The 24,331-nt window shown below is 71.6% G+C and carries 5 protein-coding genes; all 5 read left to right on the top strand.

Annotated features, from left to right (window positions below):
• Nucleotides 1–447: 447 nt before the first annotated feature.
• The 5 genes from BMY07_RS07030 to BMY07_RS07050 are packed head-to-tail and all read left to right on the top strand — an operon-like array spanning nucleotide 448 to nucleotide 24,300.
• Nucleotides 448–7,290, top strand: a complete 6,843-nt coding sequence (locus BMY07_RS07030) for a type I polyketide synthase (RefSeq protein WP_092775655.1) — start codon at nucleotides 448–450, stop codon at nucleotides 7,288–7,290.
• Nucleotides 7,287–11,507, top strand: a complete 4,221-nt coding sequence (locus BMY07_RS07035; protein ID WP_092775656.1) for a type I polyketide synthase — start codon at nucleotides 7,287–7,289, stop codon at nucleotides 11,505–11,507. Before BMY07_RS07030 ends, BMY07_RS07035 begins: the two co-directional genes overlap by 4 nt.
• Nucleotides 11,508–11,519: 12 nt before the next feature.
• Nucleotides 11,520–17,390 (top strand): type I polyketide synthase, encoded by a 5,871-nt coding sequence (locus BMY07_RS07040; protein WP_092775657.1) that lies wholly within the window; start codon nucleotides 11,520–11,522, stop codon nucleotides 17,388–17,390.
• A complete protein-coding gene (locus tag BMY07_RS07045; protein ID WP_092775658.1) occupies nucleotides 17,387–23,272 on the top strand; it encodes a type I polyketide synthase in 5,886 nt (1,961 codons plus the stop codon). The genes BMY07_RS07040 and BMY07_RS07045 overlap by 4 nt, the downstream gene beginning before the upstream one ends.
• Entirely contained in the window at nucleotides 23,269–24,300 is a 1,032-nt protein-coding gene (locus BMY07_RS07050) for an isopenicillin N synthase family dioxygenase (RefSeq protein WP_092775659.1), read from the top strand. Before BMY07_RS07045 ends, BMY07_RS07050 begins: the two co-directional genes overlap by 4 nt.
• Nucleotides 24,301–24,331 lie beyond the last annotated feature (31 nt).

The raw sequence follows: 24,331 nt of genomic DNA on the forward strand, positions 1-24,331 counted from the left end.
GGTTACCACGCACGGGAAGTCAGCACAGCGATCCCGCCCGGATACCCGCCGCGGGTATTACCGGAATTGCGATGGGATCCACTGTGGACGATCCGCCGCGCGCTGAACCAACGGGCCCGATCGGCGGCCCTCGACCGACACTACCCCAACAGGCACTGATGCGGCAGGGGGTCGCTTCCGCTCCACTCGCGAGGGAGTAGAACTCCCGGCGCCGCTGGGTATAGTCGAATGCGAGGTGGCGCTTCGCCGCCCGAGCGCCGCCGCGCCCTCGGACTCGCCTCGCAGTCGGACCAGTCAGTCGGACCCGCAAGTAGCCGTCGGACCAGTAACCAGTCGTCGTTATCGGACCAGTTGTCGAACCAGTCGTCGGAGCACAAGACCGTGCCGGAGCGGAGATCGCGCCGGTGGTCCGGCCCGCGTCGGCACTCGCTCGTTGGGGGCTCGTAGATGGATGACCGCGCCGCTGTGCCGGTGATCACGGTGCACGGACTCGTGGAGCGGGTGCTCACCGAGCGTCCGGCTGGACCGGTCGCGGTGGTGCAGGGCAACCGCCAAGTGAGTTACCCCGAACTCGACCGGATGGCGCAACAGGTGTCCTCCTGGTTACTGCGGACGGGTGTCGGTCCGGGTTCCCTGGTGGCGCTGCACCTGCGGCGCGGCCCCGAGCTGTTCGCGGCGATGCTGGGCGTGCTCAAGGCAGGCGCCTGCTACGTGCCGATGGACGTCGAGGACCCGGTCGAGCGGTTGCGGGCGATCGCCGAGGACGCCGACATCGCGGTGCTGGTGACCGATGGCGCACGACCCGTCCCGTTCCCGGCCACCACCCTGGTGCTGGACGACACGTGGCAGGAACAGGACAACCCCGGGCAGCACGAGCGGGCGCCGGTCCAGGTGGACCCGGACTCCCCGGCGTACGCGGTCTTCACCTCGGGCTCCACCGGGCGGCCCAAGGGTGTCCCGATGACGCACCGGTCGCTGGTCAACCTGCTGTGGTGGCACGAACGCACGCGGCCGGGCGCGAACCAGTCCCGCACCGCGCAGGTGTGCGCGGTGAGCTTCGACTTCTCCTTCCACGAGGTGTTCGCCACGTTGTGCTTCGGCGGTACGCTGGTCGTCGCCGACGAACAGACCCGCAGGGACCCGTTCGCGCTCGCGGAGTTCCTTGAGCGGCAAGGGATCGAGCGGCTGTTCGCGCCGGTCACCACCCTCACCCAGCTGGCCGACGCCGCCGCGGGCCGTCCGGGCGCACTGGCCATCCGGGACGTGGTCACGACCGGCGAGCGGCTGCGCGTGACCCCGGCGCTGCGCGAGTTCTTCGGCCGCACCACCGGCGGCAAGCTGCACAACCACTACGGCGCCACGGAGTTCCAGGACGCGACCACGCACACCCTCGACGGCGACCCGGCGACCTGGCCCGCGACGGTCCCGATCGGAAGGCCCATCACCGGTGTCGAGGTGCACGTGCTCGACGGGGACCTGCGGCCGGTGCCGGAGGGCGAGCTGTACGTCGGCGGCGTCGGGGTGGCGTCCGGGTACCTCAACCGGCCGGAGGAGACGACGCAGCGTTTCCTGGACAACCCGTTCGGGCCGGGTCGGCTCTACCGCACGGGTGATCTGGCGCGGATCCTGCCTGACGGAACGGTGGACCACCTGGGGCGGGCCGATGACCAGGTCAAGATCCACGGCGCGCGGGTCGAGCCCGGCGAGGTCGAGGCGGTCCTGGAGTCGGACCCGCGGGTCCGGGAAGCGGTGGTGCTCGCCCAAGAGGTCGCGGGCGTGCGCAGGCTGGTCGCGCACGTAGTGATCACGGGCGAGTACGACGAGACCCTCCCGCGCCGCCTGCACCGCGTGGTCTCCGCGCGGCTGCCCCGATACATGGTCCCCGAGGCATACGAGCAGTTGGCGGCGATGCCGAGGACGGCGAGCGGCAAGACCGACCGCCGCGCGCTGATCCCGCCGGAGGAGTTCGAGCGGCTCTCCGACGACCCGGTCGTCGCCGCCCGCACCCCCACCGAGCGGGTGCTCAGCGCCGCGTGGCGCGAGGTGCTGGGGCTCGACGAGGTCAGCACGACCGACAACTTCTTCGACATCGGCGGCACGTCGCTGCACCTGGTCGCGCTGCGGCAGGCGATCACCGACCGCACCGGCGCGCCCTTCCCCCTGGTCGACCTGTTCGGCAATCCCACGATCAGGGCACTGGCCGCCCACCTGGACCGGGACAACCCGGCACCCACACCGCGCAGGCGGGCCCGGCACACCCAGGGCGACATCGCGATCATCGGCATGGCGGGCCGGTTCCCCGGCGCGGGCGATGTCGAGGCGTTCTGGCGGGACCTGGTGGCGGGCGTCGAGTCGATCACCGGGTTCGACGACCTCGGCGAGGTCGACCCCGCGCTGCGCGACCACCCCGACCACGTGCGGGCCGCGGCGGTGCTGCCCGGTGTCGACCGGTTCGACGCGGCGTTCTTCGACATCAACGCCAGGGAAGCGGCCGCGACCGACCCGCAGCACCGGATCTTCCTGGAGTGCGCGTGGGAGGCCTTCGAGGACGCGGGCCACCGGCCGGGTCCCGATCACGGCGCGGTCGGCGTGTTCGCCGGGTCGAGCCTGAGCACGTACCTGGTGAACAACATCACCCCCGGCGCGGGCGGCCCGTTCGTCGAGGCGGACCTGGCGCAGTTCCAGGCGAAGCTGGGCAACGACCGCAACTACCTGCCCACCAGGGTGTCCTACAAGCTCGACCTGCGCGGGCCGAGCGTGGCGGTGCAGACGGCGTGCTCGACGTCGCTGGTGGCGGTGCACCTGGCGTGCCAGAGCCTGCGGTCCGGTGAGAGCGACATGGCGCTGGCCGGGGGCGTGTCGGTGATCGTCCCGCAGCACGGTGGGTACCTCTACGAGGAAGGCATGGTCCGCTCGCGCGACGGGCACTGCCGGGCTTTCGACGCGCGGGCGGACGGGACGCTGTTCGGCAACGGCTGTGGTGTCGTGCTGCTCAAACCGCTCGCGGCCGCGTTGGCCGATGGTGACAGGGTGATCGCGGTCGTCAAGGGATCGGCGGTGAACAACGACGGCTCGGCCAAGGTGGGGTTCACCGCGCCGAGCGTGCAGCGCCAGGCGGAGGTCGTGGCGGACGCGTTGGCCGACGCGGGCGTTCCGGCCGGGAGCGTCGGCTACGTCGAGGCGCACGGCACCGGGACCGCGATCGGCGACCCCATCGAGGTGGCGGCGTTGAACACGGCGTTCCAGGTCGACGGCCCGTTGCCCGAGAACAGTTGCGTGCTCGGGTCGGTGAAGTCCAACATCGGGCACCTGGACGAGGCGGCGGGGATCGCCGGGCTGGTCAAGGCGGCGCTGGCGGTCGAGCGCGGCACGGTGCCGCCCACGGTGCACTTCACCGAGCCCAATCCGGAGATCGACTTCGGCGCGGGCCCGTTCTTCGTGTCCGCCGAGGCGACGCCGTGGCCGGAGTGGTCGGGGGTGCGGCGGGCCGGGGTCAGTTCGTTCGGCATGGGTGGGACCAACTGCCACGTCGTGCTGGAGCAGGCGCCGGAGCGCCCAGAGGTGCCCGGCACGCCTGGTCCGCACCTGCTCGCGGTGAGCGCCCGGACGCCGGAAGCGTTGCGGGAACTGGTTTCCCGGTATGGCGATCACCTGGCCGAGCACGACCTGGCGTTGTCCGACGTGTGCGCGACGGCCGCGACCGGGCGGCACGTGTTCGGGCACCGGTTCGCCGCCGTGGTGGATTCCCGGGATGACGCCCGGCAAGCGCTTGAGTCCTTTGTGGAGGAGAGGAGGCGGTCGAAGGTCGCGTTCCTGTTCAGCGGGCAGGGTTCGCAGTACCCGGGGATGGGCCGCGCGCTCTACGAGGAGCAGCCGGTGTTCCGGGAGGCGTTCGACGAGTGCGCCGTGCTGCTGTCCGGGATGTTCGACCTGCACGAGGTGCTCGCCGACGACCGGGTCAACGAGACCGCCCACGCCCAGCCCGCGCTGTTCGCCGTCGAGTACGCGTTGGCCAAGCTGTGGCTGTCCTTGGGCGTGCGGCCGGACGTGCTCATCGGGCACAGCGTGGGCGAGTTCGTCGCCGCGCACCTGGCGGGCGTGTTCTCCCTGATGCACGCGGTGATCCTGGTCGCCCACCGGGGCAGGCTCATGCAGGAGCTCGACGCGCCGGGTCGGATGGTGTCGGTGGCCGCCGATGAGGCGACGGTGGCGGAGTTGGTGGCCCAGCACGCCGGGGTGTCGATCGCGGCGGTGAACGGGCCGACCGCGACGGTGATCTCCGGGGCGGGGACCGAGGTCGAGGCGATCCGTGCGGAGCTGGACCAGCGGGGTGTGCGGACCAAGGAACTGGTGGTGTCGCACGCTTTCCACTCGCCGTTGATGCAGCCGATGGTGGAGCGGTTCGCCGAGATCGCCGCTGGTGTCACCTACCACCAGCCGACGATCCCGGTCGTCGCCACGTCGAGCGGGGACATCGCGACACCGGAGTACTGGGTCGACCACGTGCTGAACACCGTCCGGTTCGGCGACGGCGTTCGCACTCTCGTCGAGTCCGGTGTGGACGTCTTCATCGAAGTATCCGCCAAGCCGACTCTGTTGTCCCACGTGGACGCTGACGCGTTGCTCGTGCCGACGCTGCGACCAGAACGGGAACGCGAGCAGTTGCTGCGCGGCGCGCGTGACCTGTTCACCGCGGGCATCGACATCGACCTGGCGGGCCTGTTCCACGGCGAGCACCGGAAGGTCGCCCTGCCGACGTACCCGTGGCAGCGGGAGCGGCACTGGATCGACCCGCCCGCCGCGCAGGCACCCCCGGTCGAGGGCAGGCCGCTCATCGGGCAACGGCTGGACATCGCCGACAGCGACGACATCCGGTTCCAGGCGACCACCGGACCGCGGACGCTGTCCTGGCTGGGCGACCACCGGGTGTTCCAGTCGATCGTCATGCCCGGCGTGGCGTTCCTGGAGACCGGCCTGGCCGCCCACCACGAGGCGTTCGGCGGCGAGGGCGCGGTCGTGCGCGACTTCTTCGTGCACCGCGCGATGCCCTTCGCCGACGAGAACACCGCTCGCCAGGTCCAGATCGCCTTGATACCGGAGGGCGGCGAGCACCGCCTGCGCGTCCACTCCAGGGCGCCCGGCGATCCACAGTGGACCCTGCACGCGTCGGGCATCACCGCGACGCCCGCGGCGCCGCTCGACGTCGAACCGTTGTCCCAGGTGCGGTCCCGGTTCACCGCCGAGATCCCGGTGGAGGAGATCTACCAGGGCGAACGGGAACGGGAGATCGACCTCGGCCCGTTGTTCTGGGCGACCGAGCGGCTGTGGCGGGACGGCACCCGCTGCCTGTCCGAGATCGCGCTGCCCGCCGCCCTGCGCGACGAGACCGAGCACCGCGTGCACCCGGTGCTGCTGGAGGCCTGCTTCCTCGCGCTGACGGTCACCTACCCGGAGAAGTACGGCAGGCGCACCTACGTGCCCGTGGGCGTCGAGCGGTTGACCCTGCACAGCAAGGTCGGCACGCGGGCCTGGTGCCACGCGCGGTTGCGCCCGAGCGACAGCGAGACCCCGGAGACCCTGCACGGCGACGTCGACCTGTTCGACGCGGACGGCACGCTGGTGCTGACCATGCGCGGGGTCCTGCTCAAGCTGGCCACCCGGCGGGCGATGCTGGGTGCCGAGGTGTGGCGCGACTGGCTGTACGCGACGGAGTGGGTCGCCGCGCCCGCCTGTCCCCCGTCGGGCGAGCGACCGCTGGTGATCACCGGTGGCGAGTTCGCCGACCTGGGTGACACGGGTGAGCTGACCCCGGGTCGGACCGTCGTCGTGTGCCTGCCCGCCGAGTCGACCAGCACGGACCCGGCGGACCTCGTCACCCCGCTGCTGCGACTGGTCCGCGAGGTGGGCGATGTCGGCTCCAAGCTCGTCCTGGTGACCCGGGGCGCGCAGCAGGCCGGGACCCGCAAGGTCACCAATCCCGCCCAGGCCGCGCTGTGGGGACTCGGTCGGGTGATCGCCCTGGAACACCCCGACCTGGACCTCACCCTGGTCGACCTCGACCCGGACGGCCCCACCGACGTGCTCGCCCACGAGCTGTCGAGCGAGGAGAGCCAGGTCGCGTACCAGGGCAGCACCCGCTACGTGGCCCGCCTGTCCCGCGCGACCGCCCCCGCCACGGCGCCCGCGATCAGCCCCGGGGCGACGTACCTGATCACCGGTGGCCTCGGCGGTCTCGGTCTGGAGACCGCGCGGCTGCTGCACCGCCTGGGCGCCCGGCGGCTCGCGCTGGTCGGCCGCTCGGCTCCCAGCCCGGACGCGGAGAAGGTCGTCGGGGAACTCCGGGACGCCGGGGTCGAGGTCCGCATCGCCCAGGTGGATGTCACCGATCCGGTGGCGCTGGAGGTGTTCCTCGGCGAACTCGACACCCTCCGTGGCGTCTTCCACCTGGCGGGCGTCCTCGACGACGGGGTGCTGGTCCAGCAGACCCCGGAGCGGTTCCGGACCGTGCTCGGGCCCAAGGCGGACGCGGCCTGGCACCTGCACCGGCTGACCGAGGGCCTCGACCACTTCGTGCTGTTCTCGTCGATCAGCTCCGCGCTCGGGTCGCCCGGCCAGGGGAACTACGCGACCGCAAACGCTTTCCTCGACGGTCTCGCCGAGTACCGGCGCGGTCTGGGGCTGCCCGCGCTAGCGGTGCAGTGGGGCTCCTGGGCGGACACGGGCATGAGCGCGCGGTTGGGCCTGAACGACAAGCTGACCTCCCTCGGCGAAGGTGTCATCCCGACCGAGGACGGCTTGTCTGCGCTAGGTGCGTTGCTCGGTACCAACGGCGTGCGAGCGGTCCTACCGATCGACTGGCCGAAGTTCCTCAGCCACCAGATCAACGTGCCGCCGGTGCTCGCCCGGTTCCAGCTGAAGACGACTAAGCCCGCTGACCGCTCGTTCCGGCAAGAGCTGGACGCGGCCCCGGAGGACAAGCGTCGTGACCTGCTCGCGGCCGAGGTACGCGAACAGGTCGTGCGCAGCATCGGCACCGATAACGGACTCGGCCCTGACGTGGGGTTCTTCTCGCTAGGGCTGGACTCGTTGAGTTCGATCGAACTGCGCAACCGGCTCCAGGCAGCGGTGGGTGAGCCGTTGGGGCAGACGGTCGTCTTCGACTACCCGACGCTGTCCGGACTCACAGACCACCTGGTCACGGTACTGGGGCTGGATGAACCAGCGCACGACACCGAGGACGTGGCGCGGCTGCTCGCGGCCAAGCTCGGTCTGATCGGAGGGGGCTCGTGAGCAGCCCCGACTACGACGCGCTGCTGCGCAAGGCGCTGGCCAGGATCGAGCACCTGGAGGCCGAGCTGGACCTGGCAAAGGCGCTCGCCCCGGAGCCGGTCGCCGTGGTGGGCATCGGCTGCCGGTTCCCCGGCGCGGACGGACCCGACGAGTTCTGGCGGCTGCTGGTCGAGGGCCGGGACGCGATCACCGAGGTGCCGCCGGACCGGTGGGACGTCAACGCCTACCACGACCCCGATCCGGACCGCCCCGGTCGGATGACCACCCGGTACGGCGGGTTCGTGCCCGATCCGGCCGGGTTCGACACCGCCGCGTTCGGCATCTCCGCGCGGGAGGCAGCGGGCCTCGACCCGCAGCAGCGGATGCTGCTAGAGGTCACCTGGCAGGCATTCGAGCACGCCGGGATGCCGGTAAGGGAGCTGCCCGCCCGAACGGGCGTCTATGTCGGCATCAGCAATGTCGACTACCGCGAGGCGATGGTCCTCCACGGCGAAGACAGCATCGACGGGTACTTCAGCTCCGGTAGCACCACCAGCACTGCCAGCGGTCGCCTGTCGTACTTCCTGGGTCTTACCGGGCCGTCGTTGTCGGTGGACACGGCGTGCTCGTCGTCGTCGGTCGCGCTGCACCTCGCGGCACGCGACCTGCGGACGGGTGCGTGCGATGTAGCGGTGGCGGGTGGGGTCAACCAGATCCTTACCCCGCACGAGACCATCAGCCTGTCCAAGGCCCGGATGATGGCCCCGGACGGCAGGTGTAAGCCATTCTCAGCCGCCGCTAACGGCTATGTGCGCGCTGAGGGCTGCGGCATGGTCGTGCTCAAGAGGCTCTCCGACGCGCAGCGCGGCGGAGACGACATCCTGGCCGTAGTGCTGGGCAGCGCCACGAACCAGGATGGCAGGCGCAGCGGGTTGACCGTGCCGCACGGGCCGTCGCAGCAGGCCGTGATCCGCGAGGCACTGCGCGACGCGGGCCTGTCCCCCGCGGAGGTCGGCTACGTCGAGACCCACGGCACCGGTACCGCGCTGGGCGACCCGATCGAGGCGGCGGCGCTCGGCGCGGTGTTCGGTGAGCGGGACCGGCCGCTGGTGCTGGGCGCGGTGAAGTCGAACCTGGGCCACCTGGAGTCGGCGGCGGGCATCGCGGGCGTGATCAAGGCGGTGCTCTCGGTGCGGCACGGCGCCATCCCGGGCACCCTGCACTTCGACGAGCCCAGCCCGTACGTGGACTGGTCGCTACCGCTGCGGGTGCCGACCGCGACCGAGCAGTGGCCGGAGGGTCGCCGCGTCGCCGGGATCAGCTCGTTCGGGTTCAGCGGCTCCAACTGCCACATCGTGCTGGCCGACCCGGTCGACCCGCGACCGGAGAGGCACGGGACGACCGGCGACCGGCTGGCGACTGTCGTGCCGGTGTCCGCGGCCTCCGAGACCGCGCTGCGCGAGGCCCAGCGGCGGCTGGCGGAGTTCGCGGCGGATGGCGCGGGCGGGGCGAACATCCACGATGTCAGCTACACCGCCGCCACCGCGCGCAGCCACTTCGAGCACCGGGCGGCGGTTGTCGCGTCCACACTGGACGAGCTGGCCGAGCGGGCGACCTCCGCCAAGACCGGGTACATCCCCGCTGGGCAACCCGCGCCGAAGGTCGCGTTCCTGTTCACCGGGCAGGGCTCGCAGTACCCGCGGATGGGCGCTTCACCGATGTGGAGCAACCGGACCTTCCGCCATGCTGTCGCCGAGTGCGAGCAGTTGTTGGGAGACTGTTTGGAACCATCCCTGAACTTCCTGCTGGGTACCGAATCGAGCGAAGAGGTGTTGGCGCGCACGGAGTACGCGCAGGTGGTGTTGTTCGTCTACGAGTACGCCATGGCCAAGGTGTGGCTGTCGTGTGGCGTCCAGCCGGTCGCGTTGCTCGGCCACAGCATCGGCGAGTTGGCGGCCGCCTGCCTGGCGGGGGTGTTCTCCCTGGAGGACGCGCTCAAGGTGGTCGTGGCGCGCGGTCGGCTGATGCAGGCGCTGCCCGACGGCGGCGTCATGGTGTCCCTGCGGGGCGATCGAGCGCTGGTCGAGCAGGTCGTCGCTCAGCACTCCCTGGTGGGCGTGGCGGCGGTGAACGGGCCGGAGGAAGTCGTCATCTCCGGCGACGGCGCTCAGGTGAACCTGGCTGCCGACGAGCTCGCCGCGCAGGGCGTGACGGGTCGTGAACTCACGGTCTCGCACGCGTTCCACTCGCCGCTCATGCACCCGATCGTCGACGAGTTCACCGAGGTGCTGCGCGACATCCCGCTGGTCAAGCCGACCATCCCCATCGTGTCCACTGTGACCGGTCGACTGGTCGGTGACGAGATGACCGACCCGGCGTACTGGGTGCGGCAAGCGCTGGAACCGGTGTTGTTCGCCGATGGCGTGCGGGCGTTGGACGAGCTGGGTGCGCGGGTGTTCGTCGAGGTCGGCCCGCAGCCGGTGCTCTCGGCGCTCGGCAGGGCACTGCTCCCGGGCGACGACTACGCGTGGCTGCCCAGTGCGCGCCGCAACAGCGAGTTCGACGAGCACGCCAAGGGTCTTGCCGAGCTGTACGTGCGCGGGTACCCGATCGACTGGGCGGGTTACGAGAAGCCGTACCTCCCGCACCGCCAGCGGGTTCCACTGCCGAGTTACCCGTTCCAGCGCGAGCGGCACTGGTTCGCCCCGGAGTCCACAGCGGACGACCAGTGGCTGCACCGGGTGATCTGGGAGCCGATCAGTCCACAGGTCCCTGTGGATACTGTGGACACCGTCCGCTTCGAGCCCGAGCCCAGCGACGGCGACCCGGTCGCGCACACCCACCGGCTGGCGGCCGAGCTCCTGGCCTTGGTCAAGGACATCACCGCCCGGCCGAAGCCCCCGCGGTTGCGGGTCATCACCCGCAACGCCCACGCGCTGACGCCCGGCGAGACACCCGATCCCGCGCACACCGCGCTCTGGGGCCTGATCCACACCATCGCCGCCGAGCATCCCGAGGTGCGCCTCACCGCTGTCGACACCGACGACATCGACCTACCCACCGACGCACCTTTCACGGTCATCCGTCGAGGAGTCCACCACCGGCCAAAACTCGGCGTGGCGGCGATACCGGGCAAGGTCGAGCTGAGGCGGGACGGCACGTACCTGGTCACCGGTGGCCTCGGCGCACTGGGCCTAAGCACAGCCAACGAGTTGGCCAAGGGCGGCGCGGGCACGATCGTCCTCACCAGCCGCCGTGAGCCGTCCGCCGACCAGCGCGCGAAGATCGCCGAGATCGAGCGGTTCGCCACCGTCCAGGTCCACCAAGCCGACATCAGCGACCCGGCCGCCGTGGAGACCCTGCTACGAGAACACGGTCCGCTGCGCGGGATCGCGCACGCCGCCGGGGTGCTCGACGACGCGATCCTGGCCCAGCAGAGCGCGCAGCGGTTCGACGCCGTGCTGGCCCCCAAGGTCGACGGTGCCTGGCACCTGCACCAGCAGGCGACCGGCCTGGACTTCTTCGTCGCGTTCTCCTCGGTGTCGGTGTTCATCCCGACCTTCGCCTCCGGGGCCTACGCGGCCGCGAACGCCTTCCTGGACGGCCTGATGGCGCACCGCCGAGCCACCGGGTTGCCCGGCGCCGCCATCCAGTGGGGTCCGTGGTCGGGCATCGGCATGGCCGCCACCGAGTCCCACGAGAAGTCGGGACTGCGGATGCTCTCCCCCGACCGGGGCGCCCGCCTGGCGATCGCTCTCGCGGGCGGGGCGAACGTCGCGGTGCTGAACGCGGACTGGGCCAAGCTCAGCACGACGACCGGCGTCGCCCCCGGCCTCTTCGGCATCGAGCCGGACGAGCCGCAGACCGGCCCCTCGCTGCGGACCGAGATCGACGCGGCCAAGGACAAGGTGGCGTTCCTCGGCGAGCAGGTGGAACTGATCCTGCGGGACGTCCTCGCCGAACGGTCGGAACTCAGCAGGCAGCAGGGCTTCTTCAGCATGGGCATGGACTCGCTGATGGCCGTGGAGTTCCACGCCCGGCTGACCGCTGCCCTGGCCATCGCCATCCCACCCACTGCCGTCTTCAAGTATGCGACGCTCGCCGACCTCGTCCCGTACCTGGCCGACGAGCTCGGGATCGGTCCACAGGAGACGGACGAGGAAGCGGACGACACGTCCGCCGCCGATCTCCTCGCCCGCATCACGCGCAGCGCCAACGCCCACCTCGACGAGGACTGAGAGGAACCACGGATGTCCGGACCCGGGTCGACCGACGAGCTGGTCACCGCGCTGCGCCAGTCGGTGCGCGTGATCGACCGGCTCGAGGGCAGGCTCGCCCGCGCCCGCGAGCCGATCGCGGTGGTCGGCCTGGCGTGCCGGTTCCCCGGTGCGGCGTCGGCGGCGCGGTTCTGGGAGCTGCTGCGCGACGGGGTGGACGCGATCACCGAGGTGCCGCCGGACCGGTGGGACGTCGCGGCGTTCTACGACCCCGACCCGGACACCCCCGGCACGATCAACACGCGCAGCGGCGGTTTCGTCGCCGACGTCGACCGGTTCGACCCGTTGTTCTTCGGCATCTCCCCGAAGGAAGCCGCCCGGCTGGACCCGCAGCACCGGTTGCTGCTGGAGGTCACCTGGGAGGCCCTGGAGGACGCCGGGATCGCGCCCCGGTCGTTGCGCCGGACCAGGACCGGCGTGTTCGTGGGCATCGCGGAGAACGACTACGCCAGGCTCGTCGAGGACTCGGGCGAGTTGGAGCACTACGATGCCACCGGTACGGGATTCTGCTTCGCGTCCGGTCGGATCTCGCACGTCTTCGGCTTCCAGGGCCCGAACATCGCCGTCGACACCGGGTGTTCCAGCTCGCTGGTGGCGATCCACCAGGCCGTGAGCGCGTTGCGGCTCGGCGAGTGCGACCACGCGGTGGCCGGCGGTGTGCACCTGCGGTTGGCGCCGACGACATCGTTGTCGCTGGCCAAGACCCGTGCGCTCGCGCCGGACGGCCGGTGCAAGACCTTCGACGCGTCCGCTGACGGGTTCGGCCGCAGCGAGGGCTGCGGAATGATCGTCCTCAAGCGACTGTCGGACGCCGAGCGCGACAACGACACCGTGCTGGCGGTGATCCGCGGGTCCGCGGTCAACCACGACGGCCCGGCGAGCGGGTTCACCGTGCCGAACGAGGGCGCGCAGGTGTCGCTGATCCGGGACGCGTTGCGCAACGCCGAGGTCGAGGCCGGTGCGGTCGGGTACATCGAGGCGCACGGCACCGGCACCGCGCTGGGCGACCCGATCGAGGTCAGCGCGCTGGGCACCGTGTTCGGCAAGAGCGCGCACCCGGTGGTGCTGGGCGCGGTGAAGAGCAACATCGGCCACACCGAGGGCGCGGCCGGGATCGCGGGCGTGATCAAGACGGTGTTGGCCCTGCGGCACGGGGTGATCCCGCCGAACGTGCACTTCACGACCCCGACCCCGCACGTCGACTGGGCGCGGCTGCCGTTCGAGGTGCCGACCGCGCCCCGGCCGTGGAGCGAGCACCGGGTGGCCGGGGTCAGCTCGTTCGGGATGAGCGGCACCAACTCCCACATCGTCCTCGCCGAGGCACCCGACCAGCCCATAGTGGACAGTCCGGACCGGTTGAGGGTGCTGACGCTGTCCGGCCGCACCGAGCAGGCACTCGCCGACGCGGCGACCCGGATGGCCGAGTTCCTGGACACCGAGCCGCCGGTCGCCGATGTCTGCTTCACCGCCAACACCGGCCGCGACCACCACGAGCACCGGCTCGCTATCGTTGGCAGCACTACCACTGAGCTGGCCGAACGGTTGCGAGCGGGCGCGTCGACCGGGCATGTGGCAACGCACCAGGCCCCGCCGAAGGTCGCGTTCTTGTTCTCCGGTCAGGGATCGCAGTACGCGGGCATGGGGCGGGAGCTGTTCGAGCGGGAACCGGCGTTCCGGGCGGCGATCCTGGAGTGCGCCGAGGTGGTGGACCACCTGGTCCCGTTGCTCTACGAGGGCGGCGACCTGGACCGCACCGACAACACCCAGCCCGCGCTGTTCGCCGTCGAGTACGCCCTGGCCAGGATGTGGCAGTCGTGGGGCGTGCGGCCGGATGTCGTGCTCGGGCACAGCGTGGGCGGCATAGTCGCGGCGTGCGTCGCGGGCGTGTTCAGCGTCGCGGACGGCTTGGCGCTGGTGGTCGAGCGCGCCCGGCTGATGCAGGACCAGCAGCCCGGCGTGATGGCGGCTGTCCGGGTCGCGGACGACGTGGCGGCGCCGGTGGTAGCCCGGTTCCCGCTGGTGTCGGTGGCGGCGGTGAACGCGCCTGGCGAGGTCGTGCTGTCCGGTGACCGCGACCAAGTGACCGCGGCGCTCGACGAACTGGGCGTATCGGGCAAGTACCTGCCGGTGTCGCACGCGTTCCACTCGCCGCTGATGGCCCCGGTGGCGGACGGGCTGCGGGCGGCCGCGCGGAAGATCAGCTTCGCCGCGCCGGAGATCACCGTGGTCTCGGACCTGACCGGCGAGGTGGTCGAGGACCTGGCGGACCCGGAGTACTGGGTGCGGCACGCGCTGGAGCCGGTGCGGTTCGCCGAGGGTGTCCGGGCGGCGCACGCGGCGGGGGCGCGGGTGTTCGTCGAGGTCGGCCCGAAGCCGGTGCTGTTGGCGTCGGCGCAGCTCAGCGCACCGGACGCGACGTGGCTGCCGAGCCTGCGGCCCGAGCGCGACTGGGCGGAGCCGCTGACCACCGCCGCCGAGTTGCACCTGCGGGGTGTGCCGGTCGACTGGTCCGCTGTGGACGGCGGGCACCGCAAGGTCGCCATCCCGGGCTACCCGTTCCAGCGGGATCGGCACTGGCTGGAGGCCAAGCCGCAGACCAAGGGGCGGGTTCGACCGCTGCTGGACGTGCGGCTGCGGTTGCCCGCGCACCGGTCGACGGTGTTCCAGTCGGAGTTGACCGCGACGGACTTCTTCGCCGAGCACCGGGTGGGTGGCCGGGTCGTGTCGCCCGCCGCGGCGCACGTGGCGATGGTGGCGAGCGCGGCCGACGCCCTCACGCCCGGTGATGTGGTCCTCACCGATGTCGTGTTCCCGGAGCCGCTGGCCCTGGCGGACGGCCAGACTGTCCAGATTGAGCTGACCGGCAACGACTTCCAGCTGATCAGCGTGCCGGACGACGCGGAGGCCGCCGCGCCGGTGCACGCTGTCGGGTCGATCGGACAGGGGAAGGCGTCGCAAGGCGAGTCTCTGGAGGCGATCCGAGCGCGGGTGACGGCAGAGGCCTCGGCTGACGAGCTGTACCAACGGTTGGCTGATGGCGGTATCGAACTCGGGCCGCGGTTCCGCCGGCTGACCGAGGTGCACACCGGCGACGGCGAGGTCTTGGCCGCCGTGACGAGGCCGTCCGGCACGCGGAAGGTCGCCCCTGTCCACCCGGGACTGCTGGACGCGCTGTTCCAGGCCACCGAAGCGGTGTCCGGCGATGGCGCGCGGGTGCCGTTCGCGGTACGCAGGCTGTGGATCGGGGCTGACGCCGACGCCCGGGGGCGTTGGGTGCACGCCCGGCGCTCGGGTGAGCGCTGGGACATCGACCTGCTCGACGCGGACGGGTCGCCGGTCGTCCAGGTCGAGGGGTTCGAGGACCGCCCGGCCCCCGCGCTGACCCGCGCCTGGACCGACTGGCTCCAGGAAGTCCACTGGGAACCGGCAGTCAGCGGCTCGACCACGGCAGGCCGCGTGCTCGTGATCGGCGAGCCGCTCATCCCTGGCACACCGACCCGCGACCTGCGGCACCCGGTCGACGGCTTCGACTCGGTCGTCTACCTCCCCGATCCGACCCCGGATGACGCCGCGGCACACGCGCACCACGTGACCACCGAACTCCTGGCCCTGGTGCAGCACCTCACCAAGGAACTGGTGCCACCGCGCCTTTACGTCATCACCCGCACCGCGCACGCCGTCGCGCCCGGTGACCTCCCGGACCCGGCGCACACCGCGCTGTGGGGGCTGACCCACACCATCACCGCGGAACACCCCGAACTCCAGGCCATCACGATCGACGTCGACTCCCTCGACGCCATCCCGTTCGGCACGGACCACCCGCACAACGCGGTCCGCAACGGCGTCAACCACATCCCGGTCCTGCGCAAGGCCACTGTGGACCTCTCCGGCCAGCCGGCCCGGCTGGTGCTCGACTCCTACGGGTCGCCGGAGAACCTGCGGTCCGAGCCGGTGGCCCGCCGCGAGCCGGAGCCGGGTGAGATCGAGATCGAGGTCGCCGCGGCCGGGCTCAACTTCCGGGACGTGCTGGTGTCGCTCGGCATGATGGGCGAGCACTACCCCGCCGACGCGAGGCAGGTCCGGCTCGGGTTCGAGTGCGCGGGCACGGTGGTCGCCGTTGGCGCACAGGTGGACGCCTTCGCGCCCGGCGACCGGGTGATCGCGATGGCCGAGGGTGGGTTCGCCGACTACGTGACCGTCGACGCCGGGTACGCGGCTGCCCTGCCTGCCGGGCTTTCGTTGACGCAGGGCGCGACGATCCCGTTGGCCTTCCTCACCGCCCAGTACGCGCTGACCAGGCTGGCCGAGCTGCGGGCCGGGGAGCGGGTGCTGATCCACGCCGCGTCCGGCGGGGTCGGGCAGGCGGCGGTGCAGATCGCGTTGGCGCTCGGTGCCGAGGTGATCGCGACCGCCAGTGAGTCCAAACGGGACGCGGTGCGGGCGCTGGGGGTCGAGCGGGTGCTGGACTCGCGGTCGACCTCGTTCGCCGAGGGGCTGGCGCCGGTCGACGTCGTGCTCAACAGCCTGACCGGGGAGTTCATCGACGCGGGCCTGTCGGTGCTCGCCGAGGGCGGCCGGTTCGTCGAGATGGGGAAGCTGGACATCAGGTCGCAGGTCCGCGCGGACGTCGGGTACTTCCCGTTCGACCTCGGCGATGACGGCGAGCTGGACCCGGCGCTGGTGCCCGGGTTGTTCGCGGAGGTCGCGGCCGGGTTCGCCGCCGGGACACTGCGGCCGCTGCCGGTGACGACCTTCCCCCGGACCGACGCGGTGGGGGCGTACACGTTCATGCAGCGCGCCCGGCACGTCGGCAAGGTTGTGCTGACCTTCGACCGACCGGTCCAACTGCGGCAGGACGGCACATACCTGATCACCGGCGGCCTGGGCGCGCTCGGACTGCGGACGGCCCAGGAGTTGGCGGAGCGCGGTGCCGGGCACCTCGTCCTGACCAGTCGCAGGGCACCCGGCCCAGAGCAGGAGACGGCGATCGCGGCCCTGGGCGTTCGGGTGGATGTGCGGACGGGCGACGTCAGCGATCGGTCCACTGTGGAGAAGATCGTCGCCGAGTTCGGCCCGCTGCGGGGGGTCGTCCACGCCGCCGGTGTGCTCGACGACGGCATCCTCGCCCACCAGAGCGCCGACCGGTTCCACGCCGTGCTCGCGCCGAAGGTCGACGCCGGTTGGCACCTGCACGAGCTGGCCGGTGACGTGGACTTCTTCGTCGGGTACTCGTCGGTCGCCGCGCTCCTCGACGACGGCGGCCAGGGCAACTACGCTGCCGCAAACGCTTTCCTGGACGGTCTCGCCGCGCGCCGCCGCGCCGAGGGCAAGCCCGGCCTGGCCCTGGACTGGGGCCCCTGGGCGGAGATCGGCATGGCCGCCCACACCGAACGCCTGGCCGACACCCCGCTGATCCCGCCGACCGAGGGCGCCGACGCCGCTGTCAGCCTCCTGGGCTCCCCAACAGCACAACTGGTCGTCTACCCAACAGCAAGGTCCACTGGGGAACAGGTGCCAGTCGTCTCCACGCGCCCCGAGAGTCCTCAGGCGGTGCTGGATCACCTGAACCAAGAACTGGTGCGCCTGCTCGGCCTCCCACCGGACTACCGGGTCGACCCGGGCGCGGCGTTCACCGAGCTGGGCATGGACTCGCTGATGGTGGTCGAGCTCCGCAACCGCCTGCACCGCGCCCTGGACGTGCCCTTGGCCGCGACCGTCGCCTTCGACTACCCCACCGTCGCCCAACTCCGCGACCACCTGGTCGATCTCCTCGACCTCGGCACCGCGGACCCGCGCGCCGAACTGGACGCGCTCCTCGGCGACTTCCCGGAGGGAGCCCTGTGACCACCGCCGACGACCAGCGCCTGCACCGCGCCCTGTCCGCGATCCGCACCCTCCAGGGCCGGGTTCGCGAACTCGAGTCAGCCGACTCGCCCGTCGCCGTCATCGGCCTGGGCTGCCGGTTCCCCGGCGCGCCGGACCCGGCCGCCTACTGGGAGCTGCTGCGCTCCGGCGGCGAGGCGATCTCCACCGTTCCGGACGGGCGGTGGGACGGCGGGACCGAGCGGGGCGGGTTCCTGGCGGACATCGCGGGGTTCGAGCCGGGGTTCTTCGGGATCTCGCCGCGCGAGGCCAGGCACATCGACCCGCAGCAGCGGTTGTTGCTGGAGGTCGCGTGGGAGGCGGTCGAGGACTCCGGGCGTGACCCGAGGTCGCTGGCCGGGAGCAGGACCGGGGTGTTCGTCGGGATCTCCGAGGCGGAATACCTGCCGGTCATGCGGGCCAGGGCGGGCGGCCCCGCCCGGATGCACGACCTCACCGGCAACGCGCTGAGTGTCGCGAGTGGACGACTGTCGTACCTGCTCGGGCTTCGTGGCCCGAACCTGGCGCTGGACACGGCGTGTTCGTCAGCGCTGGTCGCGGTGCACCTGGCGATAGCGAGTCTGCGGCGTGGCGAGTCGGACCTGGCACTGGCGGGCGGTGTGAGCCTGATGGTCTCGCCGGACGCGTTCGTGGCGTTCGCCGATGGCAACGCCCTCGCGGCTGATGGCCGGTGCAAGACGTTCGACGCGGCGGCCGATGGCTACGGTCGGGGTGAGGGCGCCGGGGTGGTGGTGCTCAAGCGGCTCGACGACGCCATCGCCGCAGGGGACCCGATCCGGGCGGTCATCCGGGGCAGCGCGGTGAACCAGGACGGTCGCACCAACGGCCTGACCGCGCCCAACGGTCCCGCGCAGCAAGAGGTCATCCGCGCGGCGCTGGCGGACGCCAAGATCGAGCCCGCGGCGGTCGGCTACGTCGAGACGCACGGAACCGGCACGCAACTCGGCGACCCGGTCGAGGTCGGCGCACTGAGCGCGGTGTTCGCGGGCCGGTCGACGCCGGTGCTGCTCGGCGCGGCGAAGACCAACATCGGCCACCTGGAGGCAGCGGCCGGAGCGGCGGGCCTGATCAAGGCGGTACTCGCACTGGGTCACCGGGAGATCCCGCCCAACCGCAACTTCCACCGGCCCAACCCGCACATCCCGTGGGACGCCGTGGCGGTGCCGACCGAGGTCACGCCCTGGCCGGAGGGCACGACGGCGGTGGGGGTCAGCTCGTTCGGCTTCAGCGGCACCAACGCCCACGTCGTCCTCACGGCTGCTCCCGAACAGTCCACACCGGACGCACCTGACCGGCCACGGCACATCCTGCCGCTGTCGGCCCGTTCCCCCGAAGCCCTGCGAGACCTCGCGGCCCGACACTCCGCCGCCCTCGAAGGCGTGACGGACGTCGGCGACCACTTCCACACCGCGGCGATCGGTCGCACCCGCTTCCCGCACCGGCTGGCCATCACCGCGTCGACCGGCGACGAGGCCGTCAAGGCGCTGACCCGGTTCCTGGACGGCAGGCCGTCCGCGAGCGGTCAGGTGGACGAGCCGCCGCGCGTAGCGTTCCTGTTCACCGGCCAGGGTTCGCAGTACGCGGGCATGGGCAAGGTCCTGTTCGACACGCACCCCGTCTTCCGCGACGCCCTGACCCGCTGCGCCGAGATCCTGCGCGGCCACCACGTGCCGCTGCTCGACATCCTGTACTCGGACACCACCGGTCTCATCGACCGCACCGCCTACGCCCAGCCCGCGATCTTCGCCCTGGAGTACGCGCTGACCCGGCTGTGGGAGTCCTGGGGTGTGCGGCCGCACGTGGTCATGGGCCACAGCACCGGCGAGTTCGCCGCCGCCCACGCCGCCGGGTTCCTCGACCTGGACGACGCCCTCGCGCTGCTCACCCGGCGCGCCCGGCTCATCGAGGACGCGACCTCCGGCGGTGCGACGGCAGCCGTGTTGGCCTCCCGCGACGAAGTCGAGCCGGTACTGACCCCGTTCGCCAAGGTCGGGATCGCGGGGGTCAACGGTCCACGTGAGACACTGATCGCGGGTGACGCCGACGCCGTTGCCGAGGCGCTGGTCGCGGCCAAGGCGTCCGGTTTGGACGGTCGCTCGCTCAAGATCCCGCACGCGCCGCACTCACCGCTGGTCGAGCCGGTGCTGCCGGAACTCGTTGCCGCCGCGGAGAAGGCCACCTACCGCGCGCCCACCGTGCGGATGATCTCGAACGTCACCGGTGGCGTCGTCGAGTCGATCGACGCCGAGCACTGGCGCAGGCACACCCGCGAGCCCGTCCTGTTCGCCGAGGGCATGGCGACGCTGGCGGGCGAGGGCTGCCAGGTCGTGCTGGAGATCGGCCCGCAGCCGGTGTTGCAGCTGCTGGGCAGGCAGGGCTGGCAGGGACCGCCGGTGCGGTGGCTGTCGTCGCTGTGGGAGGGGCGCGACGACTGGAAGCAGGTCCTGCAGAGCGTCGCCGACCTGGACGCCGCCGGGGCCGAGATCGACTGGGCCGCGTTCGACGAGCCGTACCCGCGCCGCCGGGTCCCGATCCCCACCTACCCGTTCCAGCGCGAACGGCACTGGTTCGACGAGCGAGCACGCCAGGAGGGACCAGCGGTGACCAGCGCAGCGCCAGCAAACACAGCAGCGCCGGCAAACACAGCAGCGCCGACCACCACAGCGCCCGGTACCACAGCGCCGACCGACCCACTGCTGGGCGGCACGGCGCTGGGCCGCACAGTGCTGGGCGACAAGGCCGACCGGCGGCGGGTGATCCTCGACGACCTGCGGGACCGGCTCGGCGCGGGCCTGGAGCTGGCCGAGCTGCCGCCGCGCACCACGTTCGTCGACCTCGGCGCCGACTCGCTGCTGATCGCCAAGCTGATCCAGGACATCATCGACCACTACGGGGTCACGTTGACCGTCGGGCACCTGTTCGACGAGCTGGACACGGTCGAGGCCGTCGCCACCCACCTGGACGCGGTGGTGCCCGCCGGGCATCCACTGCCCGGCCAGACCCCGATCGCGACACCGGCGGCCCCTGTCCTGCCGCCCACCCGGTCTGACCAGGGCACTTCATCTGACCAGGGCACTCCACTCAACCAGGGCGCACCACTCAACCAGGGCGCACTGGGCGACCAGGACGCGGTGGGCAGGCTGTTCGCCACGCAGCTGGAGATCATGTCGCGGCAGCTGGACATCCTCGCCGCCACCAAGACCGCACCCCCGCCCGCCCGCGCACAGGCACCGAGGCCCGCGCCCGCCCCGGTCCGGGAGCTGACCGACCAGCAGCGCGAGCACCTCGACGACCTGCTGGCCACCCACAAGAAGCGCACGGCCGGGTCGCTGGCCCGCGCCGCCGACCACCGGGCGATCCGGGCCGACACCCGGATGCGGTCGGTGCGGCCGGAGACCAGGTCGGTGTCGTACCCGATCATCGCCGACCGCGGCACCGGTGCGCGCTTCCACGACATCGATGGCAACGAGTACGTCGACATCGCCATGGGTGTGGGCGTGTTGCTCTGCGGGCACGACCCGGAGTTCGTCACCGCCGCCGTCGCCGAACGGCTGGGCCGGGGTTTGCAGCTGGGGCCGATCACGGACCTGGCCGACGACGTGGCGGAACTGGTGCGGGAACTGACCGGGATGGAGCGGATGTTCTTCGCCGTCACCGGCAGCGACGCCGTCCGTGGGGCGTTGCGGATCGCGCAGGCCAAGACCGGCAAGACCCGGTTCGCCATGTTCTCCGGCTCCTACCACGGCCAGGACGACCGGGTCCTCGCGCTGCCGGACGTCCTGGGCGACCCGGAGCGGTCGGTCCCGATGGCGCCCGGCATCGCACCCGGTGCGGCCGCGGACGCACTGGTGCTCACCTACGGCTCCGCGTCCGCATTGCAGACCATCGAGTCGCACGCGCACGAGTTGGCGGGGGTGCTCGTCGAACCGGTGCAGAGTCGCAACCCGACGTTGCAGCCCGAGGCGTTCCTGCGTGACCTGCGGGCGCTGACGACCCTGCTCGGCATCCCGCTGATCTTCGACGAGGTCATCACCGGTTTCCGGGTGCACCCCGGCGGCGCCCAGGCGCACTTCGGGGTGCGCGCCGACCTCGCCACGTACGGCAAGGTTGTCGGCGGTGGTCTGCCGGTGAGCATCGTTGCGGGCAAGGCCGAGTTCCTCGACCAGGTCGACGGCGGCGACTGGGTCGACGGGCCGGGACCGGACCCGGACAGCCAGAAGACCTACATCGGCAGCACCTTCGAGATGCACCCGTACGCGATGGCCTCGACCAAGGCCATGCTGCTGCACCTGCGCGAGCAGGGTCCCGACCTGCAACGGCGGCTGACCGAGCGGGCGGCGGGGCTCGCCGACACGCTCAACGGGTTCTTCCAGGCCGAGTCGGTGCCGATCCGGGTGCTGCGGTTCGCCTCGGTGTTCCGCTTCGCGTGGAAGGGCAACGCCAGCTACGCCTACCAGCCGCTGGAGATCGAGGTCTTCCACTTCCACCTGCTCACCCGCGGCGTCTACCTGTGGGAGGGCCGCACCTGCTTCCTGTCCACCGCGCACACCGACGAGGACATCGCGGTGATCGTCACGGCGGCCGAGGACGCGGTCGCGGCCATGCGGCTCGGCGGGTTCCTCCCCGCGGTGACCCCGGTGGCGGCGCCGATCGGTGACGAGCAACGAGCGGTACTGGCCCTGCCTGCCGAAGCACCACAGTGGACCGTCGCGGAAGACGTCCTGCTGACCGGCGAACTGGACCTGGCCGCCCTCCGGGACGCGGTGCGGGTGGTCGGTTCCCGGCATGAGGCGCTACGGACGGTGTTCCGGGACGGGGCCGTGGTGCTGCCGTCAGTCGACGTGCCGGTCGAGGAAGCCGGGCCGGACTGGTGGGACCGGGCATTGGCGGAGCCGTTCGACCTGGCCGCCGGGCCGTTGTGGCGGGTCGCGGTGCTGCGGGTCGACGAGAACACCCACCACCTGGCGCTGCTGATCCACCACGTGATCTCGGACGGCTGGTCCGTGGCGGTGGTCCTGGAGGAGTTGGCCGCCGCGTACTCGGCCGCACGGCAAGAAAAGCAGGTCGAGCTGCCGGACCCACTCCAGTACCGGGACTTCGTCGACCGGTCGCGTGATCTGTCCACTCAGGAACGCTACTGGGCGGAGCAGTTCGCCGATGGCTTCCCGGACACCGTGTTCCCCTCGGGCACGCCCTCGACGTCGCGGCGAGGCGCGCGGATCACCTTCTCCCTTGCGGACTCCACAGCCGTCAAGGCCGCGGGGAAGAGCGCCCAGGCGACACTGTTCATGGCGCTGCTGGCCGGGTACGGGCTGCTCACCCACCAGGTGACCGGGCAGGACGACATCGTCATCGGCGTGCCGCACGCGGGTCGCGGGTTCCCCGGCAGCGGCACCGTTGTCGGCTACTGCGCCCACTTCCTGCCCATCCGCAGCACGATCACGCCCGGCCTCACCGTGCGCGACTACCTGCGCCAGATCCGGGCTACGGTGGTGGCGGCGTTCGAGAACCAGGACGTCCCCTTCGCCCGGCTGCACCCCGGCGGCGACTACCCGGCGCCGCTGCGCACGGTGTTCAACCTGGACCGGTCCATCCCGGTACCCGGGTTCGACGGCCTGACCGGCGAGTTCGAGCCGGTGCCCGCCGGGTTCGCGCTCGTCGACTTCCGGGTCGACGGGATCGAGACCGGTACCGGGATCCGGTTCGACTGCGACTACCGGGCCGACTCGTTCGACGCCGCCACCGCGCGCCGGTGGTGCGAGCACTACCTGACGTTGTTGACCGCGCTGGCAGAACCGGACCGCCCGATCGACCGGCTGCCCACCCCAGGAGACCCGCGATGACCAGCAGCCCGACCGTGGACAACCACACCGCGTTCACCGAGGTCCCGGTGATCGACATCGGTGCGCTGGTCGCAGGCGACCCGGACCCGGCCGCGCGGGAGCGGGTGGTCGCCGAGATCGGCGCTGCTTGCCGGGACGTGGGGTTCTTCTACGTCACCAACCACGGCATCGCCCCGGCCGACAGCGCCACGATGTTCGCCGCCGCCAAGGCGTTCTTCGAACTGCCGCTCGCGGACAAGATGGCGATCCGGCTCGGCGGCAACACCGACCAGTTCCGCGGCTTCGTCCCGCTCGGCGGCGAGGTCACCGCGGGCAAGACCGACTGGCACGAATGCCTTGACCTGCAACCGAAGTGGGGCCGCGACGCCGCGAGCGCCGCCACCGTCCGCGCCCCGCGCGACGGGCACCCGCTCGACGACCCCGAGCAGTGGCCCACCGCGCTGCCCGAGTTCCGCACGGTCATGATGCGGTCCTGGGACCAACTGTGGGGTTTGAGCGCGCGGATCGCCGCCGGGATGGCGCTGAGCCTCGGGCTCGACGAGCACTTCTTCGCCCAGTACGAGGGCGCCGAGCTCAGCGACCTGCGGATGGTGCACTACCCGCCGTTCAGCCGGGAGGCGCACCCGCACGCCCCGGACGGGGTCAGCATCGACCAGACCGAACTGGGGTTCGGCGCGCACGTGGACTACGGGTTCCTCGCCGTGCTCCAGCAGGACGGCGTCGGCGGGCTGGAAGTGCGCAACGCCGAGGGCGAGTGGATCGCCGCGCCGCACATCCCCGGCACCTTCCTGGTCAACATCGGGCTGATGATGCAGCGCTGGACCAACGACCGCTACCAGGCGACCTGGCACCGGGTGCAGATCCCGGGCACCAGCGACCGCTACTCCATCCCGTTCTTCTTCGAGCCGCGCTTCGACGCCGTGGTCGAACCGCTGCCGCAGTGCGTCGACGCCGACAACCCGCCGCGCTACGAGCCCTGCGAGTTCGGCCCGTACGTAGTTGATCTATTCGCGAAAGCCTATGACTAACCCTTTCCGCACACTGAAGGCAGGCAACCGC

This window comes from Actinokineospora terrae, assembly GCF_900111175.1.
GTDB classification, from domain to species: domain Bacteria; phylum Actinomycetota; class Actinomycetes; order Mycobacteriales; family Pseudonocardiaceae; genus Actinokineospora; species Actinokineospora terrae.

Bases quoted from the DNA above. Each gene is read 5' to 3' on its own strand.
- BMY07_RS07050 (WP_092775659.1), top strand. From the start codon at position 23,269: ATGACCAGCAGCCCGACCGTGGACAACCACACCGCGTTCACCGAGGTC.
- BMY07_RS07040 (WP_092775657.1), top strand. From the start codon at position 11,520: ATGTCCGGACCCGGGTCGACCGACGAGCTGGTCACCGCGCTGCGCCAG.
- BMY07_RS07030 (WP_092775655.1), top strand. From the start codon at position 448: ATGGATGACCGCGCCGCTGTGCCGGTGATCACGGTGCACGGACTCGTG.